The 21,343-nt window shown below is 66.7% G+C and carries 19 protein-coding genes; 13 read left to right on the top strand and 6 right to left on the bottom strand.

Annotated features, from left to right (window positions below; all coding sequences use genetic code 11):
• Nucleotides 1-21 precede the first annotated feature (21 nt).
• From KIT25_24365 to KIT25_24320, 10 genes are all read left to right on the top strand, one after another.
• On the top strand, nt 22-987 hold the full coding sequence (locus KIT25_24365; GenBank protein ID UYN95109.1) for a complex I NDUFA9 subunit family protein: 966 nt from the start codon (nt 22-24) through the stop codon (nt 985-987).
• Nucleotides 988-1,244: 257 nt separating this feature from the next.
• The gene (locus KIT25_24360; GenBank protein ID UYN95108.1) at nt 1,245-2,687 is read left to right on the top strand and encodes an NAD(P)-dependent oxidoreductase; all 1,443 of its coding nucleotides are present in this window, start codon (nt 1,245-1,247) and stop codon (nt 2,685-2,687) included.
• Between the two features lie 8 nt (nt 2,688-2,695).
• Nucleotides 2,696-3,307: a glutathione S-transferase family protein gene (locus tag KIT25_24355; protein ID UYN95107.1), complete on the top strand. Its 612-nt coding sequence runs from the start codon at nt 2,696-2,698 to the stop codon at nt 3,305-3,307.
• 8 nt (nt 3,308-3,315) lie between these two features.
• Nucleotides 3,316-3,816 carry a DUF2059 domain-containing protein gene (locus KIT25_24350; protein ID UYN95106.1) on the top strand — a complete coding sequence of 167 codons (501 nt, stop codon included), beginning with the start codon at nt 3,316-3,318 and terminating at the stop codon, nt 3,814-3,816.
• 20 nt (nt 3,817-3,836) lie between these two features.
• Nucleotides 3,837-4,022, top strand: coding sequence for a 4-oxalocrotonate tautomerase (locus KIT25_24345; GenBank protein ID UYN95105.1), 186 nt, complete (start codon nt 3,837-3,839; stop codon nt 4,020-4,022).
• A gap of 9 nt (nt 4,023-4,031) precedes the next feature.
• Nucleotides 4,032-8,591, top strand: coding sequence for a glutamate synthase large subunit (gltB, locus tag KIT25_24340; GenBank protein UYN95104.1), 4,560 nt, complete (start codon nt 4,032-4,034; stop codon nt 8,589-8,591).
• Nucleotides 8,592-8,609: 18 nt separating this feature from the next.
• On the top strand, nt 8,610-9,494 hold the full coding sequence (locus KIT25_24335) for a DMT family transporter (protein UYN95103.1): 885 nt from the start codon (nt 8,610-8,612) through the stop codon (nt 9,492-9,494).
• A gap of 11 nt (nt 9,495-9,505) precedes the next feature.
• On the top strand, nt 9,506-10,306 hold the full coding sequence (locus KIT25_24330; GenBank protein UYN98051.1) for an alpha/beta hydrolase: 801 nt from the start codon (nt 9,506-9,508) through the stop codon (nt 10,304-10,306).
• A gap of 50 nt (nt 10,307-10,356) precedes the next feature.
• The gene (locus KIT25_24325; GenBank protein UYN95102.1) at nt 10,357-11,058 is read left to right on the top strand and encodes a CoA transferase subunit A; all 702 of its coding nucleotides are present in this window, start codon (nt 10,357-10,359) and stop codon (nt 11,056-11,058) included.
• 151 nt (nt 11,059-11,209) lie between these two features.
• Nucleotides 11,210-11,872 (top strand): CoA transferase subunit B, encoded by a 663-nt coding sequence (locus tag KIT25_24320; GenBank protein ID UYN95101.1) that lies wholly within the window; start codon nt 11,210-11,212, stop codon nt 11,870-11,872.
• A 4-nt stretch (nt 11,873-11,876) separates the two neighbouring features.
• On the opposite strand, the gene KIT25_24315 is transcribed toward KIT25_24320, so the two are convergent.
• The 5 genes from KIT25_24315 to KIT25_24295 form a co-directional block, all read right to left on the bottom strand.
• Complete coding sequence (locus KIT25_24315) at nt 11,877-12,563, bottom strand: lipid-binding SYLF domain-containing protein (protein ID UYN95100.1); 687 nt, start codon at nt 12,561-12,563, stop codon at nt 11,877-11,879.
• 95 nt (nt 12,564-12,658) lie between these two features.
• Complete coding sequence (gene cobU, locus KIT25_24310) at nt 12,659-13,228, bottom strand: bifunctional adenosylcobinamide kinase/adenosylcobinamide-phosphate guanylyltransferase (protein ID UYN95099.1); 570 nt, start codon at nt 13,226-13,228, stop codon at nt 12,659-12,661.
• Complete coding sequence (locus tag KIT25_24305) at nt 13,228-14,010, bottom strand: class I SAM-dependent methyltransferase (GenBank protein ID UYN95098.1); 783 nt, start codon at nt 14,008-14,010, stop codon at nt 13,228-13,230. The genes cobU and KIT25_24305 overlap by 1 nt, the downstream gene beginning before the upstream one ends.
• A gap of 59 nt (nt 14,011-14,069) precedes the next feature.
• The gene (locus KIT25_24300; GenBank protein UYN95097.1) at nt 14,070-14,741 is read right to left on the bottom strand and encodes a histidine phosphatase family protein; all 672 of its coding nucleotides are present in this window, start codon (nt 14,739-14,741) and stop codon (nt 14,070-14,072) included.
• Between the two features lie 10 nt (nt 14,742-14,751).
• Nucleotides 14,752-15,552 carry an adenosylcobinamide-GDP ribazoletransferase gene (locus tag KIT25_24295; GenBank protein UYN95096.1) on the bottom strand — a complete coding sequence of 267 codons (801 nt, stop codon included), beginning with the start codon at nt 15,550-15,552 and terminating at the stop codon, nt 14,752-14,754.
• Between the two features lie 33 nt (nt 15,553-15,585).
• On the opposite strand from KIT25_24295, the gene cobT reads away from it, so the two are divergent.
• The gene (cobT, locus tag KIT25_24290) at nt 15,586-16,611 is read left to right on the top strand and encodes a nicotinate-nucleotide--dimethylbenzimidazole phosphoribosyltransferase (GenBank protein UYN95095.1); all 1,026 of its coding nucleotides are present in this window, start codon (nt 15,586-15,588) and stop codon (nt 16,609-16,611) included.
• A 36-nt stretch (nt 16,612-16,647) separates the two neighbouring features.
• Here cobT and KIT25_24285 read toward each other — a convergent pair whose 3' ends face one another.
• Nucleotides 16,648-17,208, bottom strand: a complete 561-nt coding sequence (locus KIT25_24285; GenBank protein ID UYN95094.1) for a carboxymuconolactone decarboxylase family protein — start codon at nt 17,206-17,208, stop codon at nt 16,648-16,650.
• Nucleotides 17,209-17,249: 41 nt separating this feature from the next.
• Here KIT25_24285 and KIT25_24280 point away from each other — a divergent pair, with 41 nt between their 5' ends.
• Together KIT25_24280 and KIT25_24275 are read left to right on the top strand one after the other, a co-directional pair.
• A complete protein-coding gene (locus KIT25_24280; GenBank protein ID UYN95093.1) occupies nt 17,250-20,435 on the top strand; it encodes a hypothetical protein in 3,186 nt (1,061 codons plus the stop codon).
• Nucleotides 20,436-20,437: 2 nt separating this feature from the next.
• On the top strand, nt 20,438-21,343 hold the full coding sequence (locus KIT25_24275) for an aldo/keto reductase (GenBank protein ID UYN95092.1): 906 nt from the start codon (nt 20,438-20,440) through the stop codon (nt 21,341-21,343).

Below are 21,343 nucleotides of genomic sequence, written 5' to 3'. Positions count from 1 at the left end.
GATAGGCTATAGGCCGGGACCATGGATATCAGGCAGGTCACGGTTTTCGGCGGCTCCGGCTTCATCGGTCGGGCGATCGTTCGGGCACTGGCGCGGCAGGGCTTCGTCGTGCGGGCCGCGGCTCGACGGATCGAATACGCCGAGGTTCTGAAGACGGCGGGTGACGTCGGCCAAGTGACGCTCGTTCGTGCGAACCTGCGTATGCCCGAGTCGGTGGCGAATGCCCTGCGGGGCAGCCAGGCGGTGGTCAATGCCGCGGGCATTCCCTATCAGCGCGGGCGGCAGACCTACGACGCCGTCCACGCGCAGGGCGCGCGCGTCGTCGCCGAGGCGGCCCGGTCCGCGGGTGTCCAGCGGCTGGTACAGATTTCGGGGCTCGGGGCCGACAACCGGTCGTCGCGCAACGCCTTCATCCGATCGAAGGTCGCCGCGGAGGATGCCGTCGTATCCGCCTTCGACGACGTCACCATCCTGCGCAACTCCGTGGTCTTTGGCGCCAACGACGCGATGTTCAATCGTCTCGCCGGTATTGCCTGGGCGGCGCCCTTCGTGCCGCTGGCAGGCAACGGGAAGGCCAAGGTGCAGCCGGTGTTCGTGGGCGATGTCGCTCGGGCGACCGTCGCTGTGCTCGCCAGAAGGGATAGCGCCAAGTCGGTATTCGAACTCGGTGGACCGCGCGTCTATACCTACCGGGAGATCGCCGAATTGGTGCTGCGCGTGATCAATCGCAGGAAGCCGATCGTCGCTGTGCCGACCGGCCTGATGAAGTTCGGCGCGTTCTTCGCCCAACAAATCGCCCTCGTCGGGCTGACCCCGCCGATCACGGTCGATCAGGTCGAACTGATGCTGAGCGACAATGTGGTCCGGCCAGGCGCTCGATCCCTAGCCGATCTCGACATCGAGCCGACGGCGGCTGAAGTCATCTTGCCGACCTATCTCGACCGGTTCCGCGTCGGCGGCCGTTACAACCAGCACGCACCGGCCTGAATTTATCAAGTATTGCACCGGCATGAGGCTTCAGGTTTTTTGCGCTCCGAGAATATAGTCTCCTAATGGTATTATATTATCCCCGCATTGAGTCCAGAAGGGCACTCGACAATCGGAGGTGCCTATTTTGATCCAAAATAGGTCACTCTATTTGACTTATCGTTCGTTACATGGTGAAACAGCGCCGCCGGCGCAGTTTTGGCGCGATCGGCTCATTTCTTGCGTAATAAAATTTCACGAAAGCTCGGGGAGCGACTGTGACAGAGCGCATGCTGAAGTTCGTCGGAACGCCCCAAGCCCTGCCGCCAAAGCGGCCACCGGCCGAGCGCTGTCATGACTTCCGGGAGATTTATCGCGACTATGCACGCGAGAAGGCTGCCGAGCAGGCGTCCCGCTGCTCGCAATGCGGGGTGCCGTTCTGCCAAGTCCACTGCCCGCTGCACAACAACATCCCCGACTGGCTGAAGCTCACGGCCGAAGGGCGCCTCGACGAGGCCTACGAGCTCTCCTCGGCGACCAACAATTTCCCGGAGATCTGCGGCCGTATCTGCCCGCAGGACCGGCTGTGCGAAGGCAACTGCGTCATCGAGAAGGGCTTCGAAGCGGTGACGATCGGCTCGGTCGAGCGCTTCATCACGGACACCGCCTGGGAGCAGGGCTGGGTCCGGCCGATCCGGCCGCGCCGGGAGAGGCCGCAAAGCGTGGGCATCGTCGGCGCCGGTCCCGCGGGCCTGGCCGCCGCCGAGCAGCTGCGCCGCAGGGGCTATCAGGTCGCGATCTACGATCGCTACGACCGCGTCGGCGGGCTGCTGATCTACGGCATCCCCAACTTCAAGCTCGAGAAGGCGATCGTCCAGCGGCGCGAGGCGCTGCTGCGCGAATCGAAGGTGACGTTCCACCTGAACTGCGAGGTCGGCCGCGACGTTGCCTTCGCCGAGCTGCGCCAGCGTCACGACGCGGTGCTGCTCGCCACGGGCGTCTACAGGGCACGCGATATCCAGGCACCCGGCGTCGGGTTACCCGGCATCGTCGCCGCACTCGACTATCTCACCGCGTCCAATCGCGCGGGCCTGGGCGACAAGGTTCCCGAGTTCGAGTCGGGTGCGCTCAACGCCGAGGACAAGAACGTCGTCGTGATCGGCGGCGGCGACACGGCGATGGATTGCGTGCGCACCGCCGTGCGTCAGGGGGCCCGATCGGTGAAATGCCTCTATCGCCGCGACCGCGCCAACATGCCGGGTTCGCAGCGCGAGGTGAAGCACGCCGAGGAAGAGGGCGTCGAGTTCGTCTGGCTCGCCGCGCCGCAGGCGTTCCTGGGGAAGGATGGCGTCACTCACGTGCGCACCACCCGCATCCGTCTCGGCCTGGCGGACGCGACCGGCCGGCAGACGCCACAGGAAATCCCCAACAGCGCCACCAACATCGAGGCCGACCTCGTGCTGAAGGCGTTGGGCTTCGACCCGGAAGACCTGCCGGCTCGGCTCGAAGCCGCCGACCTCGGCGTCACCGACTGGGGCACGCTCAAGATCGATTGGCGCAGCATGATGACCAGCCTCGACGGCGTGTTCGCCGCCGGCGACATCGTGCGCGGCGCCTCGCTGGTGGTTTGGGCGGTGCGCGACGGCAGGGACGCCGCCGACCGCATCCACGCCCATCTCGAGACCGCGGCGCGCCACGCGCTGCCGGTCGCCGCGGAGTGAGTCTCCCGATGATGACGCTCCACGACTACATGGACTCCGGCAACGGCTACAAGGTCCGCCTCGTGCTGGCCCATCTCGGCTTGCCCTACCGACTGGTCGAGCACGACATCCTCAAGGGCGAGACGCGCACGCCCGAGTTCCTGAAGATGAACCCCAACGGCCGCATCCCGACATTGCAGCTCGAGGACGGCACGTACCTGTTCGAGTCCGACGCCATCATCTGGTATCTGGCCGAGGGCACGGAGCTCGCGCCGGCGAGCCGGCTTGCGCGCGCCCAGACGCTGCAATGGATGTTCTTCGAGCAGTACAGTCACGAGCCCTACGTCGCGGTGGCGCGCTTCTGGAAGCACTACCTGCCGACGCTGACGCCGCTGCAGGAGATGGACCTGCCCAACCGCATGAAGGGCGGCTATGCGGCGCTCGGCGTCATGGACCGCTACCTCGCGGACCGGGACTTCTTCGTCGATGGCCGCTTCGGCCTGGCCGATGTCGCCCTCTATGCCTACACCCACGTCGCCGATGAGGGCGGCTTCGACTTGGCGGGCTACCCCAACGTCCGGGCCTGGCTGGCCCGGGTTGCCGGCCGGCCACGCCACGTCACCATCCAGCACCGGAATTGAGGGACGCCATGCGCCTCCTGCTCTCGGCCTGTCTCATGCTGCTGGCGTTCGCCGGCGTCGCCCAGGCCCAACGCACCGCCGATCCGGCCTCGCTCGTCGAGGCGCGGGCGTTGATGGAGAAGGCCGGCATGGGCACCCTCACTCAGCAGGTCGCGCGCGCCACCATGGACCAGTACAGGGCCGCGCTCGAGCACGCCAATCCCGGCCGCGGCGAGGCGGTGGCGGAGATGATGGCGCTGATGGATGCCGAGTTCACCAAGCGGCTGCCGTCCATCATGGACGCCTACGCGCGCATCTACACCCTGCATTTCACGCTCGAGGAGCTGCGCGAACTCAACGCCTTCTACGATAGCGCGATCGGCCGCAAGCTGGTGCGCGAGACGCCGTCGATCTCGACCCAGGCGATGGCGGTGGGCCAGGCGTTCAATCACGAGATCATGACCGAAGTGATGCGAGCGCTCACGCCAGAGATGGAAAAGCGCCACCTCAGCGATCCGCGCAAGACCTGAAACGGAAAGGGAGAGAGTCCATGCCGACGATCAACGTGCAGATGTTCGAGGGCCGCACCGTCGAACAGCGCCGCAAGCTGGCGAAGGAACTGACCGACGCCACCTGCCGCGCGCTCGACTGCTCGCCCGACGCCGTCCAGATCATCCTGACCGACGTCAAGAAGGAGAACTGGGCCGAAGCCGGCAAGCTCTCCTCCGACACCTAGGAACACACGATGTCCACCACGCCGTTCGACGCCGCCACCTTCGTCCGCGACCACCGCGAGGGCACTGCCAGACTCACCGCCGCCTACGGCTACAATCCCGCCGAGGAGAAGGATTCCTGCGGCGTCGGTCTCGTCGTGGCGCTCGACGGCAAGCGGCGGCGCGACGTCGTGGCGGCCGGCATAGACGCGCTGAAGGCGGTGTGGCATCGCGGCGCTGTCGACGCCGACGGGAAGACCGGCGACGGCGCCGGCATCCATGTCGAGATCCCGCAGGATTTCTTCTACGAATACATCCGCGATTCGAGCGGCCAGGATCCGCAGGGCAGCCGGGTCGCCGTCGGCATGGTGTTCCTGCCGCGCACCGATCTCGCCGCGCAGGAGCGCTGCCGCACCATCGTCGAGACGGAAATTCTGCGCTTCGGCCACGTCATCCTGGGTTGGCGACAGGTGCCGGTCGACATCTCCGTGATCGGCGAGAAGGCCAACGCCACGCGGCCCGAGATCGAGCAGATCCTGATCGGGCGCGGCGATCCGGGGCTCGACAACCGCGAGTTCGAGAAGCAGCTCTACATCCTTCGCCGGCGCATGGAGAAGGCGGCGATCGCCGAGAATATCGCCGAGTTCTATGTCTGCTCGCTCAGCTGCCGGTCGGTCATCTACAAGGGCATGTTCCTCGCCGAGCACCTGTCGGCCTTCTATCCCGACCTGCTCGACGAGCGCTTCGTGTCGCGCTTCGCCATCTTCCACCAACGCTACTCGACCAACACCTTCCCGCAATGGAGGCTGGCGCAGCCGTTCCGCGTGCTGGCGCACAACGGCGAGATCAACACCATCCTCGGCAACGTCAACTGGATGAAGAGCCACGAGGCGCGCCTCGAGCACGAGAGCTTCGGCGGCTACGTCGAGGACCTGAAGCCGATCATTCAGCCCGGCGCCTCGGATTCGTCGGCGCTCGACAACGTGTTCGAGCTGCTGGTGCGCGGCCATCGCAACCTGCCGATGGTCAAGACCATGATGATTCCCGAGGCTTGGGCGTCGAACCCCAACGTTCCGCCGCGGCACCGCGCCATGTACAACTACGTGAACGGCGTGATGGAGCCGTGGGACGGTCCGGCCGCCATCGCCGCCGTCGCCGGCAAGTGGGCGCTGGTCGGCATGGACCGCAACGGGCTGCGGCCGATGCGCTATGTCGTGACCGCCGACGATCTCGTCATCGCCGGCTCGGAGGCCGGCATGGTGCCGCAGGACGAGAGCCGCATCCTCGAGAAGGGCAGGCTGGGTCCGGGCGAGATGCTGGCGGTCGACATGGACGAGCCCCGCCTCTTCAAGGACGGCGAGCTAAAGGACATGCTCGCCGGCACCCACGACTATGGCGGCTGGATCGGCCGCACGGTCGAACTCGACACGCTGATCAAGCAGGACGCGCCGGACGGGCGGCGGTTCTCCGCCGACGAATTGCGCAGCCGGCAGTTCGCGGTCGGCTGGTCGATCGAGGATCTCGAGATGATCCTCCATCCCATGGTGGAGGACAGCAAGGAGGCCGTCGGCTCGATGGGCGACGACGCGCCGCTCGCGGTGCTCTCCGACACCTATCGCGGCATGCACCACTACTTCCGGCAGAATTTCAGCCAGGTGACGAATCCGCCGATCGATTCGCTGCGCGAGCGCAACGTCATGACCCTGCGCACGCGGCTCGGGAACCTCGGCAACATCCTTGACGAATCGCCCGAGCAGAGCGAGATGCTGTCGCTACAGTCGCCGATCGTTCTCAACGCCGAGTTCGAGGCGATGCGCAGGTACATGGGCGATACTGCCGCGCGCATCGACTGCACCTTCGACCCACACCACGGCGACGTGCGCGGCGGGCTCGACGCGATGCGCAAGGCGTTCGAACGCATCTGCCGGGAGGCCGAGGACGCGGTGCGCTCGGGCTGCCTGCATATTGTGCTGACCGACGCCAATGTCGGGCCCGACAGGGCGGCGCTGCCGATGATCCTGGCGGCGGGCTGCGTGCACGCCTATCTGGTGCGCCAGTCGTTGCGCACCTTCACCTCGCTCAACGTGCGCTCGGCCGAATGCCTCGACGTGCACTATGCCGCCGTGATCATCGGCGTCGGCGCCACGACGGTGAACCCCTATCTGGCCGAGGAGACGATCGCGGCACGCCACGCACGCGGTCTGTTCGGCAAGCTGTCGCTTTCCCAATGCGTCGCCAACTACAAGAAGGCGCTGGACGAGGGTCTGCTCAAGACCATGTCCAAGATGGGCATCTCGGTGCTGTCGTCGTACCGCGGCGGCTGCAACTTCGAGGCGGTCGGCCTGTCGCGCTCTCTGGTGCAGGAGTTCTTCCCCGGCATGCCGTCGCGCATCTCGGGCATCGGCCTGCGCGGCATCGAGGAGAAGATCGCCGCCCAGCACGCGCGCGCGTTCGACGAGGACGTCGTCGCGTTGCCGATCGGCGGCTTCTACAAGGCGCGCCGGGGCAGCGACCCGCACAATTTCGAGGGCAACCTGATCCACATGCTGCAGGACGCGGTGAACTCCGAGTCCTACGCCAAGTTCCGCAAGTACAGCGAGGCAGTGCGCCATCTGCCACCGATCAACCTGCGCGACCTGCTCGACTTCAGGGCGGACCGCAGGCCGGTGCCGATTGACGAGGTCGAATCGATCACCGAGCTGCGCAAGCGGCTGGTGGCGCCCGGCATCTCCCTGGGCGCGCTGAGCCCCGAGGCGCACGAGACGCTGTCGATCGCCATGAACCGCATCGGCGCCAAGTCGGACTCCGGCGAGGGTGGCGAGGACGCGGCGCGTCACAAGCCGCGGCCGAACGGCGACAATGCCTCGTCGGCGATCAAGCAGGTGGCATCGGGCCGGTTCGGCGTGACGGCCGAGTACCTCAACAATTGTCGCGAGCTCGAGATCAAAGTCGCACAGGGCGCCAAGCCCGGCGAGGGCGGCCAGCTGCCGGGTATCAAGGTGACAGAGATGATCGCCCGCCTGCGCCATTCCACACCCGGCGTGACGCTGATCAGCCCGCCGCCGCACCACGACATCTACTCGATCGAGGATCTGGCGCAGCTGATCTACGACCTCAAGCAGATCAACCCCGAGGCGCGGGTCACGGTGAAGCTGGTGGCGCGCTCGGGCATCGGCACGATCGCGGCCGGCGTGGCCAAGGCCAAGGCCGACGTCATCCTGGTGTCGGGCCATTCGGGCGGCACCGGCGCCAGCCCGCAGACCAGCATCAAGTACGCCGGCATCCCCTGGGAGATGGGCCTGTCGGAGACCCATCAGGTGCTGACCCTCAACCGGCTGCGCGAGAAGGTGCTGTTGCGCACCGACGGCGGCATCAAGACCGGCCGCGACGTGGTGATCGCCGCCATGCTGGGCGCGGAGGAGTATGGCATCGGCACCGCCTCGCTGATCGCCATGGGCTGCATCATGGTGCGGCAGTGCCACTCCAACACCTGCCCGGTCGGCGTCTGCACGCAGGATCTCAAGCTGCGCGCCAAGTTCGAGGGCTCGCCGGAAAAGGTGGTCAACCTCTTCAGCTTCGTCGCTGAGGAGGTGCGCGAGATCCTGGCTCAGCTCGGCTACCGCTCGCTCAGCCAGGTCGTCGGACGCTCGGACCTGCTGAAGCAGGTGAGCCGCGGCGCGCGCTATCTCGACGATCTCGATCTCAGTCCGCTCCTGACGCGGGCCGATGGCGGCAGCGGCGCGGTGTTGTGCACGCTGGAGGGCCGCAACGAGGTCCCCGACACCCTCGACGCGCAGATGATCCGCGACGCCCAGCCGCTCTTCACGCACCGCGAGAAGATGCAGCTGCAATACAGCGTACGCAACACGCACCGTGCGGTCGGCACGCGCTTCGCCGCGATGATCACGCGCAAGTACGGCATGGCGGGCCTGCAGCCCGACACCGTGACCATCCGCCTTCGCGGCACGGCCGGCCAGTCGCTCGGCGCTTTCGCCGTGCAGGGTATGAAGCTCGAAGTCTTCGGCGACGCCAACGACTATGTCGGCAAGGGTCTGTCGGGCGGCACCATCGTGGTGAAACCGACGGTTTCCAGCCCGCTGGTGCCCGAACACAATGCCATCATCGGCAACACCGTCCTGTACGGCGCGACGGCCGGCAAGCTGTTCGCCTCGGGCCGCGCCGGCGAGCGCTTCGCCGTGCGCAACTCGGGTGCCGATACCGTGGTCGAGGGCGTGGGCTCCAACGGCTGCGAGTACATGACCGGCGGCACGGCGGTCGTCCTGGGGCCGACCGGGATGAACTTCGCCGCAGGCATGACGGGCGGCATGGCGTTCGTCCACGACGCCGATGACACCTTCACGCGCAACGTCAATCCCGAGACGGTGGTCTGGCAGCGCATCGACCATCCTCATTGGGAGGAGACCCTCAAGGCGCTGGTCGAGGAGCATGTGCGCGAGACCAAGTCGCCGCTCGGCGCGCGCCTGCTCAACGACTGGGACCGGGAGCTCCGGCGGTTCTGGCAGATCGTCCCGAAGGAAATGCTGACGCGCCTGCCGCAACCCCTGTCGCGGGCGCTCGAGAAACGGGCCTGACGGACCGCCCGCTCGGCCATGACGGGAACGCCCCGCATCGCGTGGCTGCAGCTTGCGGCCGCAGTCGTCCTGTTCGGGCTCGCCTTCCCGGTCCTCAAGCTCGGCCTCACCGCCAGCACGCCGGTCTGGCTGGCGGCTGGTCGCGCGAGCCTGTCGGCGCTGACCGCCTTCGCCCTGCTCGCCGCCCTCCGGCGCCTGCGCTGGCCGCAACGCGATGACTGGCCGATCGTGCTGTCGGTCGGCACGTTCCAGCTCACGCTCTACTTCGCGCTGGCTAACATGGGCCTGCAGCACGTGCCGGCCGGACGTTCGGGCGTGCTGAGCTACACCGCCATGCTGTGGATGGTGCCGTTGTCGCTGGTGGTCGGCGAGCGGGTCGGCTGGCGCGGTGTTCTCGGAGTCGCGCTCGGCACGGCGGGGATCGTCGCCCTGATCGATCCCGCCCGCTTCGACTGGACCGATCGTGCCGTGATCGAAGGCCACGTCTGGCTCCTGCTGGCCGGCTTCTCGTGGGCGATCGCCATCCTGCATGCCCGACGCCATCGATGGCGGTCCACCCCGCTCGACACGCTGCCCTGGCAGATGTCGGTGGCGAGCGCGCTGCTGTGGGGCCTTGCCTTCGTCGTCGAACCGAACGGACATCTCGATGCCGGGAATGCCAATCTCTGGATCGCGCTCCTCTATATCGGCTCCTTCGCGGGGCCGATCGGAACCTGGGCGGCCGTGTCGGTCGCGCGCGCCCTGCCGCCGATCACGGGCTCGCTCGGCATGTTGGCGACGCCGCTGGTCGGCATCGCCGCCTCGGCCGTGCTGCTCGGCGAGCCGGTCACAACCGCCCTTGCCATCGGCACTGCTCTCGTGCTGGCTGGCATGGCAGTCGTCATCCTGGAGAAGACCAAGTGAACTGGGGCACGATGAGCCGCGCCGAGCGCGACGCGGCCTACAACAACTCCAACGCTGTCAGGAACAGCGGCGAACTGAATGCGGCGCGCGAGGCCGCCTCCAAAGCCTACCGCGAGAAGCACCCCGCGCATCTCGACCTCCGCTACGGGCCGCGCGAGCGCAACGCATGGGACCTGTTCCCGGCCGCCGATCCGAACGCGCCCTGTATCGTGTTCATCCATGGCGGCTACTGGCAGCGCAACAGCCGCGAGCAGTTCGCCAACCTGATCGCCGGCCCCGCGGCTCGGGGCTGGGCGGCGGCGCTGCCGGGCTATACGCTGGCGCCGGATGCCTCGCTCACCGAGATCGTCGCGGAGATCAATGCGGCTCTCGACTGGCTGGCGACCAATGGACCATCGCACGGCATCGCCGGCAAGGTCGTACTGTCGGGCTGGTCGGCTGGCGGGCACCTGACGGCGGCCTGCCTCGGCCATTCCCGCGTCAGCGCCGGCCTCGCCATCTCCGGCGTGTTCGAGCTCGGCCCGATCCGCGACACCTATCTCAACGAGAAGCTGAAGCTGACGGACGACGAGATCGTGAAGCTATCACCGCTGCGCCTGCCGATGGTGAAGAAGCCGCTCGCCATCGCCTACGGAACGGCCGAGCTGCCGCCGCTGGTCGGCGACAGCCGCGACCTGCACGCCCGGCGCTCGGCCGGACACCTCCCGGGCGCGCTGATCCCAGTGCCCGGCGCCGACCACTTCACCATCGTGCACGAGCTGCGCGACACGGATGGCATGCTGTCGCGGCATCTGCCGCTGTTGCTGGACTGAAACGCCGCCCGTTGATATTCGGGCGGTACGGCTTTTGCAGGAACGGGTGGATGGCGAACAAAGTCTACAAGGATGCCAGGTCGGCGCTCGACGGCGTGCTGCGCGACGGCCAGATGCTGATGTGCGGCGGCTTCGGCCTGGTCGGCATTCCGGAACGGCTGATCGAGGCGGTGCGCGCGTCCGGGGTCAAGAACCTGACCTGCGTCAGCAACAACGCCGGCATCGACGGTGCGGGTCTCGGCCTTCTTCTGGAGACCGGACAGATCAAGAAGATGATCAGCTCCTACGTCGGCGAGAACAAGACGTTCGCCAAGCTCTACCTCGAGGGCAAGCTCGAGCTCGAGTTCAATCCGCAGGGTACGCTCGCAGAGCGCTGCCGTGCCGGCGGTGCAGGCATTCCCGCCTTCTACACCAAGACCGGCGTCGGTACGCTGGTCGCCGAGGGCAAGGAGACCAAGGTGTTCGACGGCGAGGAATACGTGATGGAGCGCGGCCTGTTCGGCGACATCGCGCTGATCAAGGCCTGGAAGGGCGACGCTTCCGGCAACCTCGTCTATCGGAAGGCCGCGCGGAACTTCAACCCCATGATGGCGACGGCCGCGCGCCTGTGCATCGCCGAGGTCGAGGAGCTGGTGCCGGTCGGCCAGCTCGATCCCGACCACATCCACACGCCGGCGGTTTTCGTCAAACGCATCTTCTGCGGCGCGCCGTACGACAAGAAGATCGAGCAGCGCACCGTGAGGAAGTCGTAATGGCCCTTGACCCAAAGGCCCTCACCCTGAGAAGCGCCCCGCAGGAGCGCGTCTCGAAGGGTGGGCAGGCGATGGCTGTTTGTTGCCCATGCTTCGAGACGGCCGCTCTGCGGCCTCCTCAGCAAGAGGCCTTGCGCTAGAGGAGACGATCATGGCCTGGACCCGCGAGCAGATGGCGGCGCGCGCCGCCAAGGAACTGAAGGACGGCTTCTACGTCAACCTCGGCATCGGCATCCCGACCCTGGTGTCGAACTACGTGCCGGAGGATGTCGACATCACGTTGCAGAGCGAGAACGGCATGCTGGGCGTCGGCCCCTTCCCGCTCGACAACGAGGTCGACGCCGACATCATCAATGCCGGAAAGCAGACGGTGACCGAGGTCAAGGGCACGGCCTATTTCAGCTCGGCCGATTCTTTCGGCATGATCCGCGGCGGCCATATCGACCTGTCGATCCTGGGCGCGATGGAAGTGGCGGAGAATGGCGATCTCGCCAACTGGATGATCCCCGGCAAGATGGTGAAGGGCATGGGCGGCGCGATGGATCTCGTGGCCGGCGTGAAGCGCGTCATCGTCACCATGGAGCACGTCTCCAAAGACGGCCAGTCCAAGCTCCTGAAGAAATGCACGCTGCCGCTCACCGGCAAGCGCGTGGTCGACATGGTGGTGAGCGAGCTCGGTGTCTTCACCATCGACAAGAAGGGCAATGGCGGCGTGACGCTGATCGAGCTCGCCGACGGCGTGAGCGTCGACGAGGTCAAGGCCAAGACCCAGGCGAAGCTGTCGATCGCGCCGTCGCTGAAGGTGACGGCTTAGCGCGTCACCACTGGGCGAGGAACTGGCGGAGCGGTTCGGCGCCCGGATTGGTGAAGCGGTGGTCGACCACGACGCCGCGACCCGTCGCGCCGGCGCCGTAGTAAAGCGCGTTCCAGTCGTTGTCTGCGTCGAGGTAAGAGCCTTCCAGCGACACCCCGGCGAACAGCCCGTTGGAATTGGCAAAGGCCACGATGTCGGCGCCGCCCGCGGCGGTCGATGCGCCTTCGAAGCCGACGCCGACCGCAACCAATGTCACGCCAGCCTCCGCGCCAAACTTGAACTTGTGGTCGAGGACGGCGTGCAGGCCCTTGTCGGTCAGGATGATGAAGACGATTTCGCTCACCTTGCCGCCGACCTGCAGGCCGACGCTGCCCGAGCCCATGCCGTAGAACGCCGGGTAGCTCCAGTCCGCGGGACTGCGCTTCGTGAGCATCACTCCCCTGCCACCGGCAGCGCCGACGATGAAGCCGCCCTGCACGAGTTCGGGCACGATCAGCACGGCGCGTGCCTTGGACATCAGCTTCACGGCGTCGGGAAAATCCTTGCCGCTCAGAAGCTTGCGCACTGAGTTCAGCGACTGGTCGATCAGCGACTGACGCCTGGCGTCGGCGAGAACAGGCGGCGACAAGACAAGAGAGGTGGCGAAGGCGGACGCAGCTCCGCCCAGAACGGTTCGGCGATCGAGCTTCATTCTACTGCTCCTTGGTCGGCAGCCGGCGCGAGGGGGGCGCTCTTCGTTGACTGCCACTTTACGATAATACCATGTTTCAGGGCCAAATTGCGGCGTCAGCCGCGCGGCGCCGGGCGATCTTTCAGTGTCAGCGGCAGGCCGGCCGTCATCAGCACGACCCGATCGGCCCGTTCGGCTACGCGCATGTTGAGCCGCCCCTGGGCATCCCGGAAGGTCCGGCCGAGCGGCGTGTCGGGCACGATTCCCAGCCCGACTTCATTGCTCACGAAAACCACGGGGGAGCGACACTCGTCGAGGACGGCCAAGAGTTCGTCGGTCGCCCGGTCGATGTCTTCGCCGGCGAGCACGAGATTCGACAACCAGAGCGTGAGGCAATCGACCAGTACCGGCCGGCCGCCTTCCGTAGCTCTCCGCACCGCCTCGTCGAGCTCGCGTGGCGCCTCGATCGTGGTCCAGTTGGCGCCCCGTCGCGCGCGATGGGCCATGATCCGTGTCGCCATCTCGACGTCACCGGCTTCCGCGGTGGCGATATAGGTCGCCGGCCGAGGTGGTGCACCGCTCAGGGTCCCTGCCGTCAGCCTCTCGGCATGCGTACTCTTGCCTGATCGTGCCCCCCCCAGCACGAGGGTAACCGGCGGCAAGCTCGAAGCGGGCGTGTGTTCCATCAGGCTGGACGTGCCTGCACGATCCAGGCGGCGCCAGGCAGCGCCACTCCTTGCGGACCGACATGGGGTTGAAGCGCCAGGGCGACCGCCGCCAAGGCCTTGTCCGCATCCGTCGCTGGCACCTCGGTGAGAACGCGTGCGAGGGGGCCGAACCGTCGCAGTCCTTCGGTCACATCCGCAACGTCGTGCCCTAGCACCAGGGTGCCGTCGACCGGCTGGAACGAGACGTCGGCAAAACCGGCCTTCGCGAGGATGCCCTGAACGTGGTCGCGGTCTCCAAAGGCAAAGGGCCCGGGCTCGCCCGGGCCTGGCCGGGGCATCGGCGGCAAGTGAGGCGCCGCTGCCTGGATCGGCAGTCGTTGCCAGGGGTTCTCGGCGGCCGACCGCCAGCACAGAAACGTGACCCGGCCGGCGGACTTGAGAGCACGCCGGAGGTTCGCGAAGGCCGCCACTGGATCGCCGAAGAACATGACGCCGAAGCGCGAGAACAGAAGGTCGATCGCCGCCGGCGCAAAGGCGTGGGTCGCGGCGTCGAGAACCTCGTAGCGCAGGTTGGCGAGAACCTGTGTGCGCGCCACCCCGATCAGCGTCCGGGAGATGTCGATTCCTAGGGCGCTGCCTGTCGGGCCGACGGCGCGGGCGAGCGCCAGGGTCGTCTGACCCGTGCCGCATCCCACATCGAGCACCGACTCGCCAGCCTGTGGTGCCGCAGCGACCATGAGTTGCCGACCGAACTCCGCGATCTGCCGCTCGATGCGCCGCTCATAGGCGGCGAGCCACATGCTTCCGCCGGGCCCGTCCCAGAACGCGGCCTGTTCGGCAGCAAGCTCGCTCGCGGTCTTCATGCCGGCGCGGCGGCAGAGACGCGCACGAGCTCGCGTGGCATGTAGTTGGTGAAGGCAACCCGCCAAGCATGCGCGGGATCAGCCTGCTCGAAGTGCTCGATCAGGGTCAACGAGACATTGTCGATCTCGAAGCGCACGGCCGCCTCCGGATGCATGTCGAAGGCGTGCGCAAGGGCGGCACGGATCGTGCCACCATGTGCCGTCACCACGATGTCGCCGCCGCGATGCTCGGCCGTCAGCCGTTCGATGCTGCGCACGGTACGCAGCCTCAGATCGACGAAGCTCTCGCCGCCCGGCGGGCGGAACTCCGGTGGACCGAGCCAGAACAGGTGGTTGCTGCCATGATCCCGGGCGATTTCGGAATAGGTCAGGCCCTGCCAGGTTCCGAAGTGCTGTTCGGCAAGATCCGGGTCGATCCTGAGTTCCGCCATGTCGGCGCCGGCCTTGGCGAGATGCTCGGCGGTCTTGCGCGCACGCAGCAGGTTCGACGAGTACCAGACTGCCCCTCTTGGAAGCAGCGCCGCCTGATGCCGAAACAGCCCCTCGTTGCTGACGTCGCAATCCTTGTCGGTCTGCCCGTAACAGCGCGCCTCGGGATTGGGAACCGGCGCATGTCTCACCCACCACCAGCGGGTGACCGCGCCCGTGATCTTCGCTCCAGTTGCCATGGCGGCGTTCTTAGCCGATGAGGATCGCCGCGACCACGAGGAAGGCAATCTCCGATTTCTGCTGGACGGCGCCCAGCGTGTCGCCGGTATAGCCGCCGATGCGGCCGGCGATCCAGCGCGCGGTCCACCAGGCGGTGCCGATCGCGGCCAGCGGCGCCAGGATGGCGACGAAGAAGCCCTTGCCCAGCAGCAGCAGGAAGGCCAGCACGGCGCCGATACCGACGGTCAGCCAGACGTCGTTGTCGGTCGGTTTGCCCACCTGCGCGCCCAGGCCGTCGGGATGGACAGGCGAAAACGCAAGCAAGGGATAGGCGATCAGCGCCCGCGACAGCGCGTGCGCGGCAATCAGCACGACCAGGCCGGTCGCGCCGCCGAACTCGGCGAGGCAAGCGACCTTGACGAGGACGGACAGAACGAGCGCGAGCACGCCGAAGGCGCCGCTGCGACTGTCGCGCATGATCTCGAGACGGCGCGGCGAGTCGATCCCGTGCGGACCCAGGCCATCGGCCGTGTCAGCGAGGCCGTCCTCGTGCAGGGCGCGCGTGACCGCGATGGCGGTGCCGACGGCCAATATGGCAGCCAGCCAATCCGATCCGCCGATGCCTTGGACGACGGCGAAGACCACGCCTGCGGCGATTCCCACCAGGACGCCGATGAACGGCAGCACGGGCAGGACATCGGCCAGCGGCCAGCGTGGCGTGCCGACATCCAGCTTCAGGCCGGTGAAGAACACCACCTGTTCCTTGAAGGCCTGCAACCATTCGTCGAACGAAGCGGGGCGGCCACCGGAAAGGTCGTTGGGGCTGGTCATGGTGGGGCAAATATAGGATGGTCCGCGCCCGCCATGAATGCCCCAACAGCGACATTTGCGGAAATGCGCCGCATCCTGAGCGAACTGCCGGGACCCGACCTCGCGGCGCGGGCCGAGGTGGTGCGCCGCCAGGCGGAGCTGACCAAGCCGCCAGGCTCCCTCGGCCGCCTGGAGGAGATCGCCGAATGGCTCGCCGCTTGGCAGGGACGCGCCCAGCCCCGGATCGAACGGCCGCGCGTGGCGGTTTTTGCCGGGACACACGGCGTGGCCCGCCAGGGTGTTTCGGCCTATCCGCCGGAAGTCACGCAGCAAATGGTCAAGAACTTCCTGTCCGGTGGCGCGGCCATCAACCAGCTGTCGGCCGTCATCGACGCCGATCTGCGCATTTACGAACTCGATCTCGACCACCCGACCGAGGATTTCACCCGTGCGCCAGCGATGAGCGAAGCTCGCGCCGCTAACGCCATGACTTACGGCATGATGGCGGCGGAGCCTGGTATCGATGTGCTGTGCCTGGGGGAAATGGGAATCGCCAACACCACTTCCGCCGCCGCACTCTGCGCGGCGCTGTTCGGCGGCACGGGCGCCGACTGGGCCGGCCCGGGCACCGGCGTAGGCGGCGCCGCCCTCGCCCGGAAGGTCGCCGTCATCGACGAAGCCCTGAGGCATCACGCCGCCGCGGTTGCAGAGCGAGACCCCCTCGCCTTGCTCGCTGCACTGGGCGGCGAGGAGTTCGCCGCAATCGCCGGCGCCGTACTGGCGGCCCGTATGGGCCGTATTCCGGTGCTGCTCGATGGCTACGCCTGCACCGCCGCCGCGGCCGCGCTCCATGCCTGCGACAGCCGTGCACTCGACCACTGCGTGGTCGCCCATCGCTCGGCGGAGCCCGGACACCGGCGGCTCCTCGACGCAATTGGCCAACGTCCCCTGCTCGATATGGACATGCGGCTCGGCGAGGCCTCGGCGGCGGCCCTTGCCGTTCCCTTGCTCAAGGCCGCCGCCGCTTGCCACAACGGCATGGCGACCTTCGCCGAAGCGGGCGTCAGCGGAAAGGCGTGACGCGACCGGCCCGGCAGAAAGCGGAAATGATCCGTATCACGCCTTACGTCTGGAATCGGGCAGGAAGTCGTCGAGCGGCACGCCAAAGCTGTTGAGCGCCCACGACACCAGATTGTACTGGCCGACCGTGAACACGGCGTCCATGAGTTGCTCGGTCGAGTAGGACTTCGACAGCACCGCCCATGTCGCGTCCGACGCCACCGAGTTCTCATGCAGATCGTCGGCGAGCTGCATCAGCGCTGCCTCGTGCTCGTTCCACCCCTGGGCCTTGGATCCCTGCTTGACCCGTTCGATATCCACGTCTGAAAGCCCGCCACGCCTGGCGATCAACTCGTGCTGGGCGAATTCGTACTCGGCCTGGTTCAGCCAGCCGATGCGCAGGATCAACAATTCGCGATCCCGAAACGGCAATGTCTGCTTCGACAGGATATGGCCGGCGAACGGCGTCCAGCGCTTCACCAGCTTGGGATGATGGGCGAGAACCTTGAATATATTGAAGACTTGGCCGTTCATCGCGTTCTTCTCGATGGTCTCCCGATCTTCCGCCGACAGACTGGCGAGATCGCGCATGGGAATGCGCTGTTTGCGCTTGATCATCATCTTTCCTCCTCGATCGCAGCGTAGCATGCTCTTCAACGATGTCCTTTTCGATCGACCGCCGCCGTTTGCTGCTCGGGACCACGGGGCTGGCCATGGCGCCGGCGTTTGCCCGCGCCCAAGGCCGGCCCGAGCTGTTCGAGGTAACACGCAGCGAAACCGCCACCATCGACGGACGCCATTGGGACACGACTTTCCCCGGCGGCATGACGGTCGATGCGGTTCACCGTTCCGTACTGGTGCGGTTTCCGACCGCCGCCGAGGACATCGCCCATGTGCTGCGGCGCGGACGCGTGCTGATGAAGGCCGAGCTGTCACTTGCCTATCACAGCTACGAGATAGTGCCGGAGGGCTATTTGTGCCGCGACGGACTGGGCCGCAAGGTCTGGACTGAATCGCCTCCAACCTGGCACGTGCAAGCCTGGCCGCTGCGCCAGCCATGGGTGGCCGACAAGGCGAACGGCCCGACCTTCAATGCCAGTGTCGACGGGCGGCGCTATTGGGCGCGCTTCGGGGCGGCCGATCTCACCAAGGACCGCTTTCCTGAAGTCGACACCCCCCAGGAACTGTCTCTGGCGGCGCGTGAGGCGCGCTTCGACATCACCAAGATCCTCTCGACACCCTTCGTTGAGCGCGACGCCGGCGAACGCCTGCGGTGGCTGGAACATTGCGGCTTCCTGCTGCGCAAGCTCGAAACCTACGACACGCGCTATCGCGAGCCCGGCAACGCCTATGAGTGGGCGATGCCCGTCGGCGGCCATGGGCTGCGCTTCGCCCGACCGCGCCTGCTCCTGACCTGCCGCCCGGTCAGCGGTGGAATCGTATCGGTCTCGCTGCCACCCGATGTCGAGCGCGAGTGGCACCTGCGGACGGCCGACGGCTCGGCGCCGACCGCAGTGATGCTGACGGCGGCCGAGGTCGCCGAACGCTCCAATGCTGCCATGCGCGTCTCAGGTCCGCGTCAGGCATGGGAGCTGGCCCGGATCGAGGAATTGCGCCGGCTGGGCGGAGACGACGTCAGCCGATGGGCCAATCTTCAGGACGAAAAGGGTTACCGGGACTATCTCCATTTCGTGCGCGAGATGCTTTCCATGCCGCCGCGCTACTGGCAGGGCTGGTCGATCGCCGACTACCTGCTGATCTCCCTGGTCTTCGACCGGCTCCTGCCGACGCCGCTGCAGGAGCATCTCAAGAACTACTGGCGCGCCTGGCTGCAATCCGACGTTCCGACTTCGTCTTTCTTCCATCCGCAGAGCCCGGAAGCCATGGACTATTGGAAGCGCACGCGGGACTGGCGCGGCCGCGCCTCCTTCTTCCGCGCCGGCTACAACTTCGCCGTCAGCACCCAGAACTTCAATCACACCGCCGCGATGGGCGCGTTGCTCGGCGGCACGCTCGTCGGCTCGGACAACGCCATGGCCGATGGACGCCACGGACTCGAGGCCCTGCTGCTGCGCTTCTGGGCATTCCTCGACGGCAGCTCGCAGGAACTTCTCGACCACTACTACCTGTCGATCACGCTCAGTGCGCAGAAGATGTTCGCCGACTACGCCCCGACGGCGATCGACCGCCTGAAAGGCCGCATCCTGACCGACCGCACGATGGAAATGCTGATCACGGCCTTTCACCCCAGGCTGCGGCGCTTCATCTCCTCCTCCGGACGCTCACGCATCTCGGGCCTGCTGGTCGAGCAGGACGGCGTCTATGCGGTACTCCACACGGTATCGAAGGAAGGCACGGTCAACTACACAGATCAGCCGCCCCCGGCGACGGTGCACGGCATGCCGATCTGGGGCTACGACTTCCCGCCCGGCCGCGTCGCCATCCAGGCCGTCAAAGCGCCCTGGGCACCGTCCTGGGTCTCCGGCCTGGTCGACGACAAGCCGGTACCCTTCGAGGAGACCGCGGCCGAGACCATCCGCAACAACTTCAAGCAGCCGCTGTGGCGACGCGTCTACATCGGTCAGTGGCACGGCCTCGCCAGTACCGACATCAAGGCCAGCACCATCGATGTCATGGCCCAGTGGGTTCGCGAGCCGCGCCGCTCGAACCGACTCGAGGACATCGGCACCCTGACGGCGCGCTACGTCGCCAACGAACCCAATCTCGCCACGACCATCGACGGCACGATCCCGCAGGCCGGACTCACTCTCACCTATCAGAGCCGGAATCGCGCCATCGTCTTTGCCAAGCCGCACACCAATCGCGACCGCTTCCTGGAAGGCGTCGGCATGGATCGGGCCGTCTCGAGGCTGGCTACAGTCATAGGCTTGTGGAATTTCATGCCGACTCCCGATTGGCGGATCGACTCGTCCAATCCCAGGTACATCCTGATCCGCGACGGCGTCACCTATCTCGCGCTCATGCCCTTGCCGGCCAACGATCTCGGGCGAGAGGTCGCGATGGAGATCGGGCCGGGCGGTGGCGGACCGGCGACACCCACCGACAAGCATGTCGCACCAGCCCTCATCGTCTCGCTCTACAACATGAAGCGCAGCAAGCCGGTGCCCATCCGCGATCTCGACTTCCGGGCCATCCTGACGCGCACCTACAACGGCTTCGTCATCGAAATGGGCGACGAGGCCCAGTACGGCAGCTTCGAGAATTTCGCGCGCCACATCGATGCAGCGGAACTCAAGGCGACCTGGCACGAAGGTGAGCGGCGTGTCGAGATCGCCTACCGCAGCGGCAGCGACCTCATGGAAGCAGCCTTCGGCACCGACTTCGGCCAATCGTCCGAACTGCACTTCCCGATCAATCCGGGCAGCCTCGACAAGGCCATCCCATGGCGGCGGCTGAACGGCCAATGGCCCTATCTCCCGCCGGGCCTGGAACGCGACACGAGTTGGTCGCAGCAGGGCGTGGCCGGCCGTCTCGAGAAGAACGGCGCCGTCCTGACGAGCGAAGCTGGCCGCAAAGCCTATTTGCTGGCCGATCCGCTGAGCGGCGGCGTCGTCGCCTACAACCCCATCCCGGATCCGCAGACCTGGGCGCTCGCGACACGCGACGGCGTCTCAGTGCGGGCTGACGGCAAGATCGGACTGCTGCGGCTGGAATATCGCCCGTGGGCGCGCGAGGTCGAGATCGACCATGCTCCCAAACCGGGGCAGGGCAACCTCGCCAAGACCATGACCGTGACAGGACTCACGGATCCGCCGCGTGTGACCGTCAATGGGCGTCCGGCGATCGTCACCGCGACCGGCACGGGCTTCCAGATCGGCCTGTGACAATGTTGCTGTCGCGCGCGCATTTCATTCAACTCGGCGTGGCCGGACTTCTCGCCGGGGCAGCACGGGCGCAGTCTGGAGAACTCATGCACAAGCGCACCATCCCCTCCACGGGTGAGGCCCTTCCGATCGTTGGCTGCGGCACCTGGCGGACCTTCGATGTCGGTGCCGATCCGGCCGCCCGTGCACCGCTTGCCGAAGTCCTCAGGGCGTTGTTCGAGGCAGGCGGCTCCGTGATCGACAGTTCGCCGATGTACGGTGCATCGGAAGGCGTTGTCGGCGAGCTGCTCGCCGCCGCGGGCATGCGCGACAAGGCCTTCATCGCCACCAAGGTCTGGACCAGCGGGCGCGACAACGGCATCACCCAGATGCGGCAGTCGATGCGCCTGCTGCGTGCCGAGCGTATCGACCTCATGCAGATCCACAATCTCGTCGACTGGCGCGCCCATTTGCCGACCTTGCGCGCCTGGAAGGCCGAGAAGCGCATCCGGTTCCTTGGCATCACGCACTACACCGATTCGGCGCATGCCGAGCTGGAAGCCGTGATGCGAACGGAGAAATGGGACTTCGTGCAGCTCAACTACGCCGTCGACGATCGTGCCGTCGAGCGTCGGCTCCTGCCGCTCGCTGCCGAGCGCGGCATTGCCGTGATCGTCAACCAGCCGTTCGGCGGCGGCGGGCTCCTGCGCCGCCTCCTGCCGCGGCCGTTGCCGGACTGGGCCGGCGAGATCGGCTGCACGAGTTGGGCGCAACTCCTGCTCAAGTTCGTGCTGGCGCATCCCGCCGTCACCTGCGTCATTCCCGGTACCAGCCGGCCGCAGCACATGAAAGACAACGTCCAGGCAGGTTTCGGCGGCTATCCCGACGCCGCGCAGATCAGGCGCCTGATCGCGGACGTCGACGGTTGA

The sequence above is a fragment of the Enhydrobacter sp. genome (assembly GCA_025808875.1).
Classification (GTDB): domain Bacteria; phylum Pseudomonadota; class Alphaproteobacteria; order Reyranellales; family Reyranellaceae; genus Reyranella.
This window is presented reverse-complemented; position numbering and strand designations above follow the sequence as displayed.

Excerpts from the sequence above, each read along its gene's own strand:
- KIT25_24365 (UYN95109.1), top strand. The coding sequence starts at position 22 with ATGGATATCAGGCAGGTCACGGTTTTCGGCGGCTCCGGCTTCATCGGT.
- KIT25_24355 (UYN95107.1), top strand. The coding sequence starts at position 2,696 with ATGATGACGCTCCACGACTACATGGACTCCGGCAACGGCTACAAGGTC.
- KIT25_24350 (UYN95106.1), top strand. The coding sequence starts at position 3,316 with ATGCGCCTCCTGCTCTCGGCCTGTCTCATGCTGCTGGCGTTCGCCGGC.
- KIT25_24345 (UYN95105.1), top strand. The coding sequence starts at position 3,837 with ATGCCGACGATCAACGTGCAGATGTTCGAGGGCCGCACCGTCGAACAG.
- gltB (UYN95104.1), top strand. The coding sequence starts at position 4,032 with ATGTCCACCACGCCGTTCGACGCCGCCACCTTCGTCCGCGACCACCGC.
- KIT25_24335 (UYN95103.1), top strand. The coding sequence starts at position 8,610 with ATGACGGGAACGCCCCGCATCGCGTGGCTGCAGCTTGCGGCCGCAGTC.
- KIT25_24330 (UYN98051.1), top strand. The coding sequence starts at position 9,506 with ATGAGCCGCGCCGAGCGCGACGCGGCCTACAACAACTCCAACGCTGTC.
- KIT25_24325 (UYN95102.1), top strand. The coding sequence starts at position 10,357 with ATGGCGAACAAAGTCTACAAGGATGCCAGGTCGGCGCTCGACGGCGTG.
- KIT25_24320 (UYN95101.1), top strand. The coding sequence starts at position 11,210 with ATGGCCTGGACCCGCGAGCAGATGGCGGCGCGCGCCGCCAAGGAACTG.
- KIT25_24315 (UYN95100.1), bottom strand. The coding sequence starts at position 12,563 with ATGAAGCTCGATCGCCGAACCGTTCTGGGCGGAGCTGCGTCCGCCTTC.
- cobU (UYN95099.1), bottom strand. The coding sequence starts at position 13,228 with ATGGAACACACGCCCGCTTCGAGCTTGCCGCCGGTTACCCTCGTGCTG.
- KIT25_24305 (UYN95098.1), bottom strand. The coding sequence starts at position 14,010 with ATGTGGCTCGCCGCCTATGAGCGGCGCATCGAGCGGCAGATCGCGGAG.
- KIT25_24300 (UYN95097.1), bottom strand. The coding sequence starts at position 14,741 with ATGGCAACTGGAGCGAAGATCACGGGCGCGGTCACCCGCTGGTGGTGG.
- KIT25_24295 (UYN95096.1), bottom strand. The coding sequence starts at position 15,552 with ATGACCAGCCCCAACGACCTTTCCGGTGGCCGCCCCGCTTCGTTCGAC.
- cobT (UYN95095.1), top strand. The coding sequence starts at position 15,586 with ATGAATGCCCCAACAGCGACATTTGCGGAAATGCGCCGCATCCTGAGC.
- KIT25_24285 (UYN95094.1), bottom strand. The coding sequence starts at position 17,208 with ATGATCAAGCGCAAACAGCGCATTCCCATGCGCGATCTCGCCAGTCTG.
- KIT25_24280 (UYN95093.1), top strand. The coding sequence starts at position 17,250 with ATGTCCTTTTCGATCGACCGCCGCCGTTTGCTGCTCGGGACCACGGGG.
- KIT25_24275 (UYN95092.1), top strand. The coding sequence starts at position 20,438 with ATGTTGCTGTCGCGCGCGCATTTCATTCAACTCGGCGTGGCCGGACTT.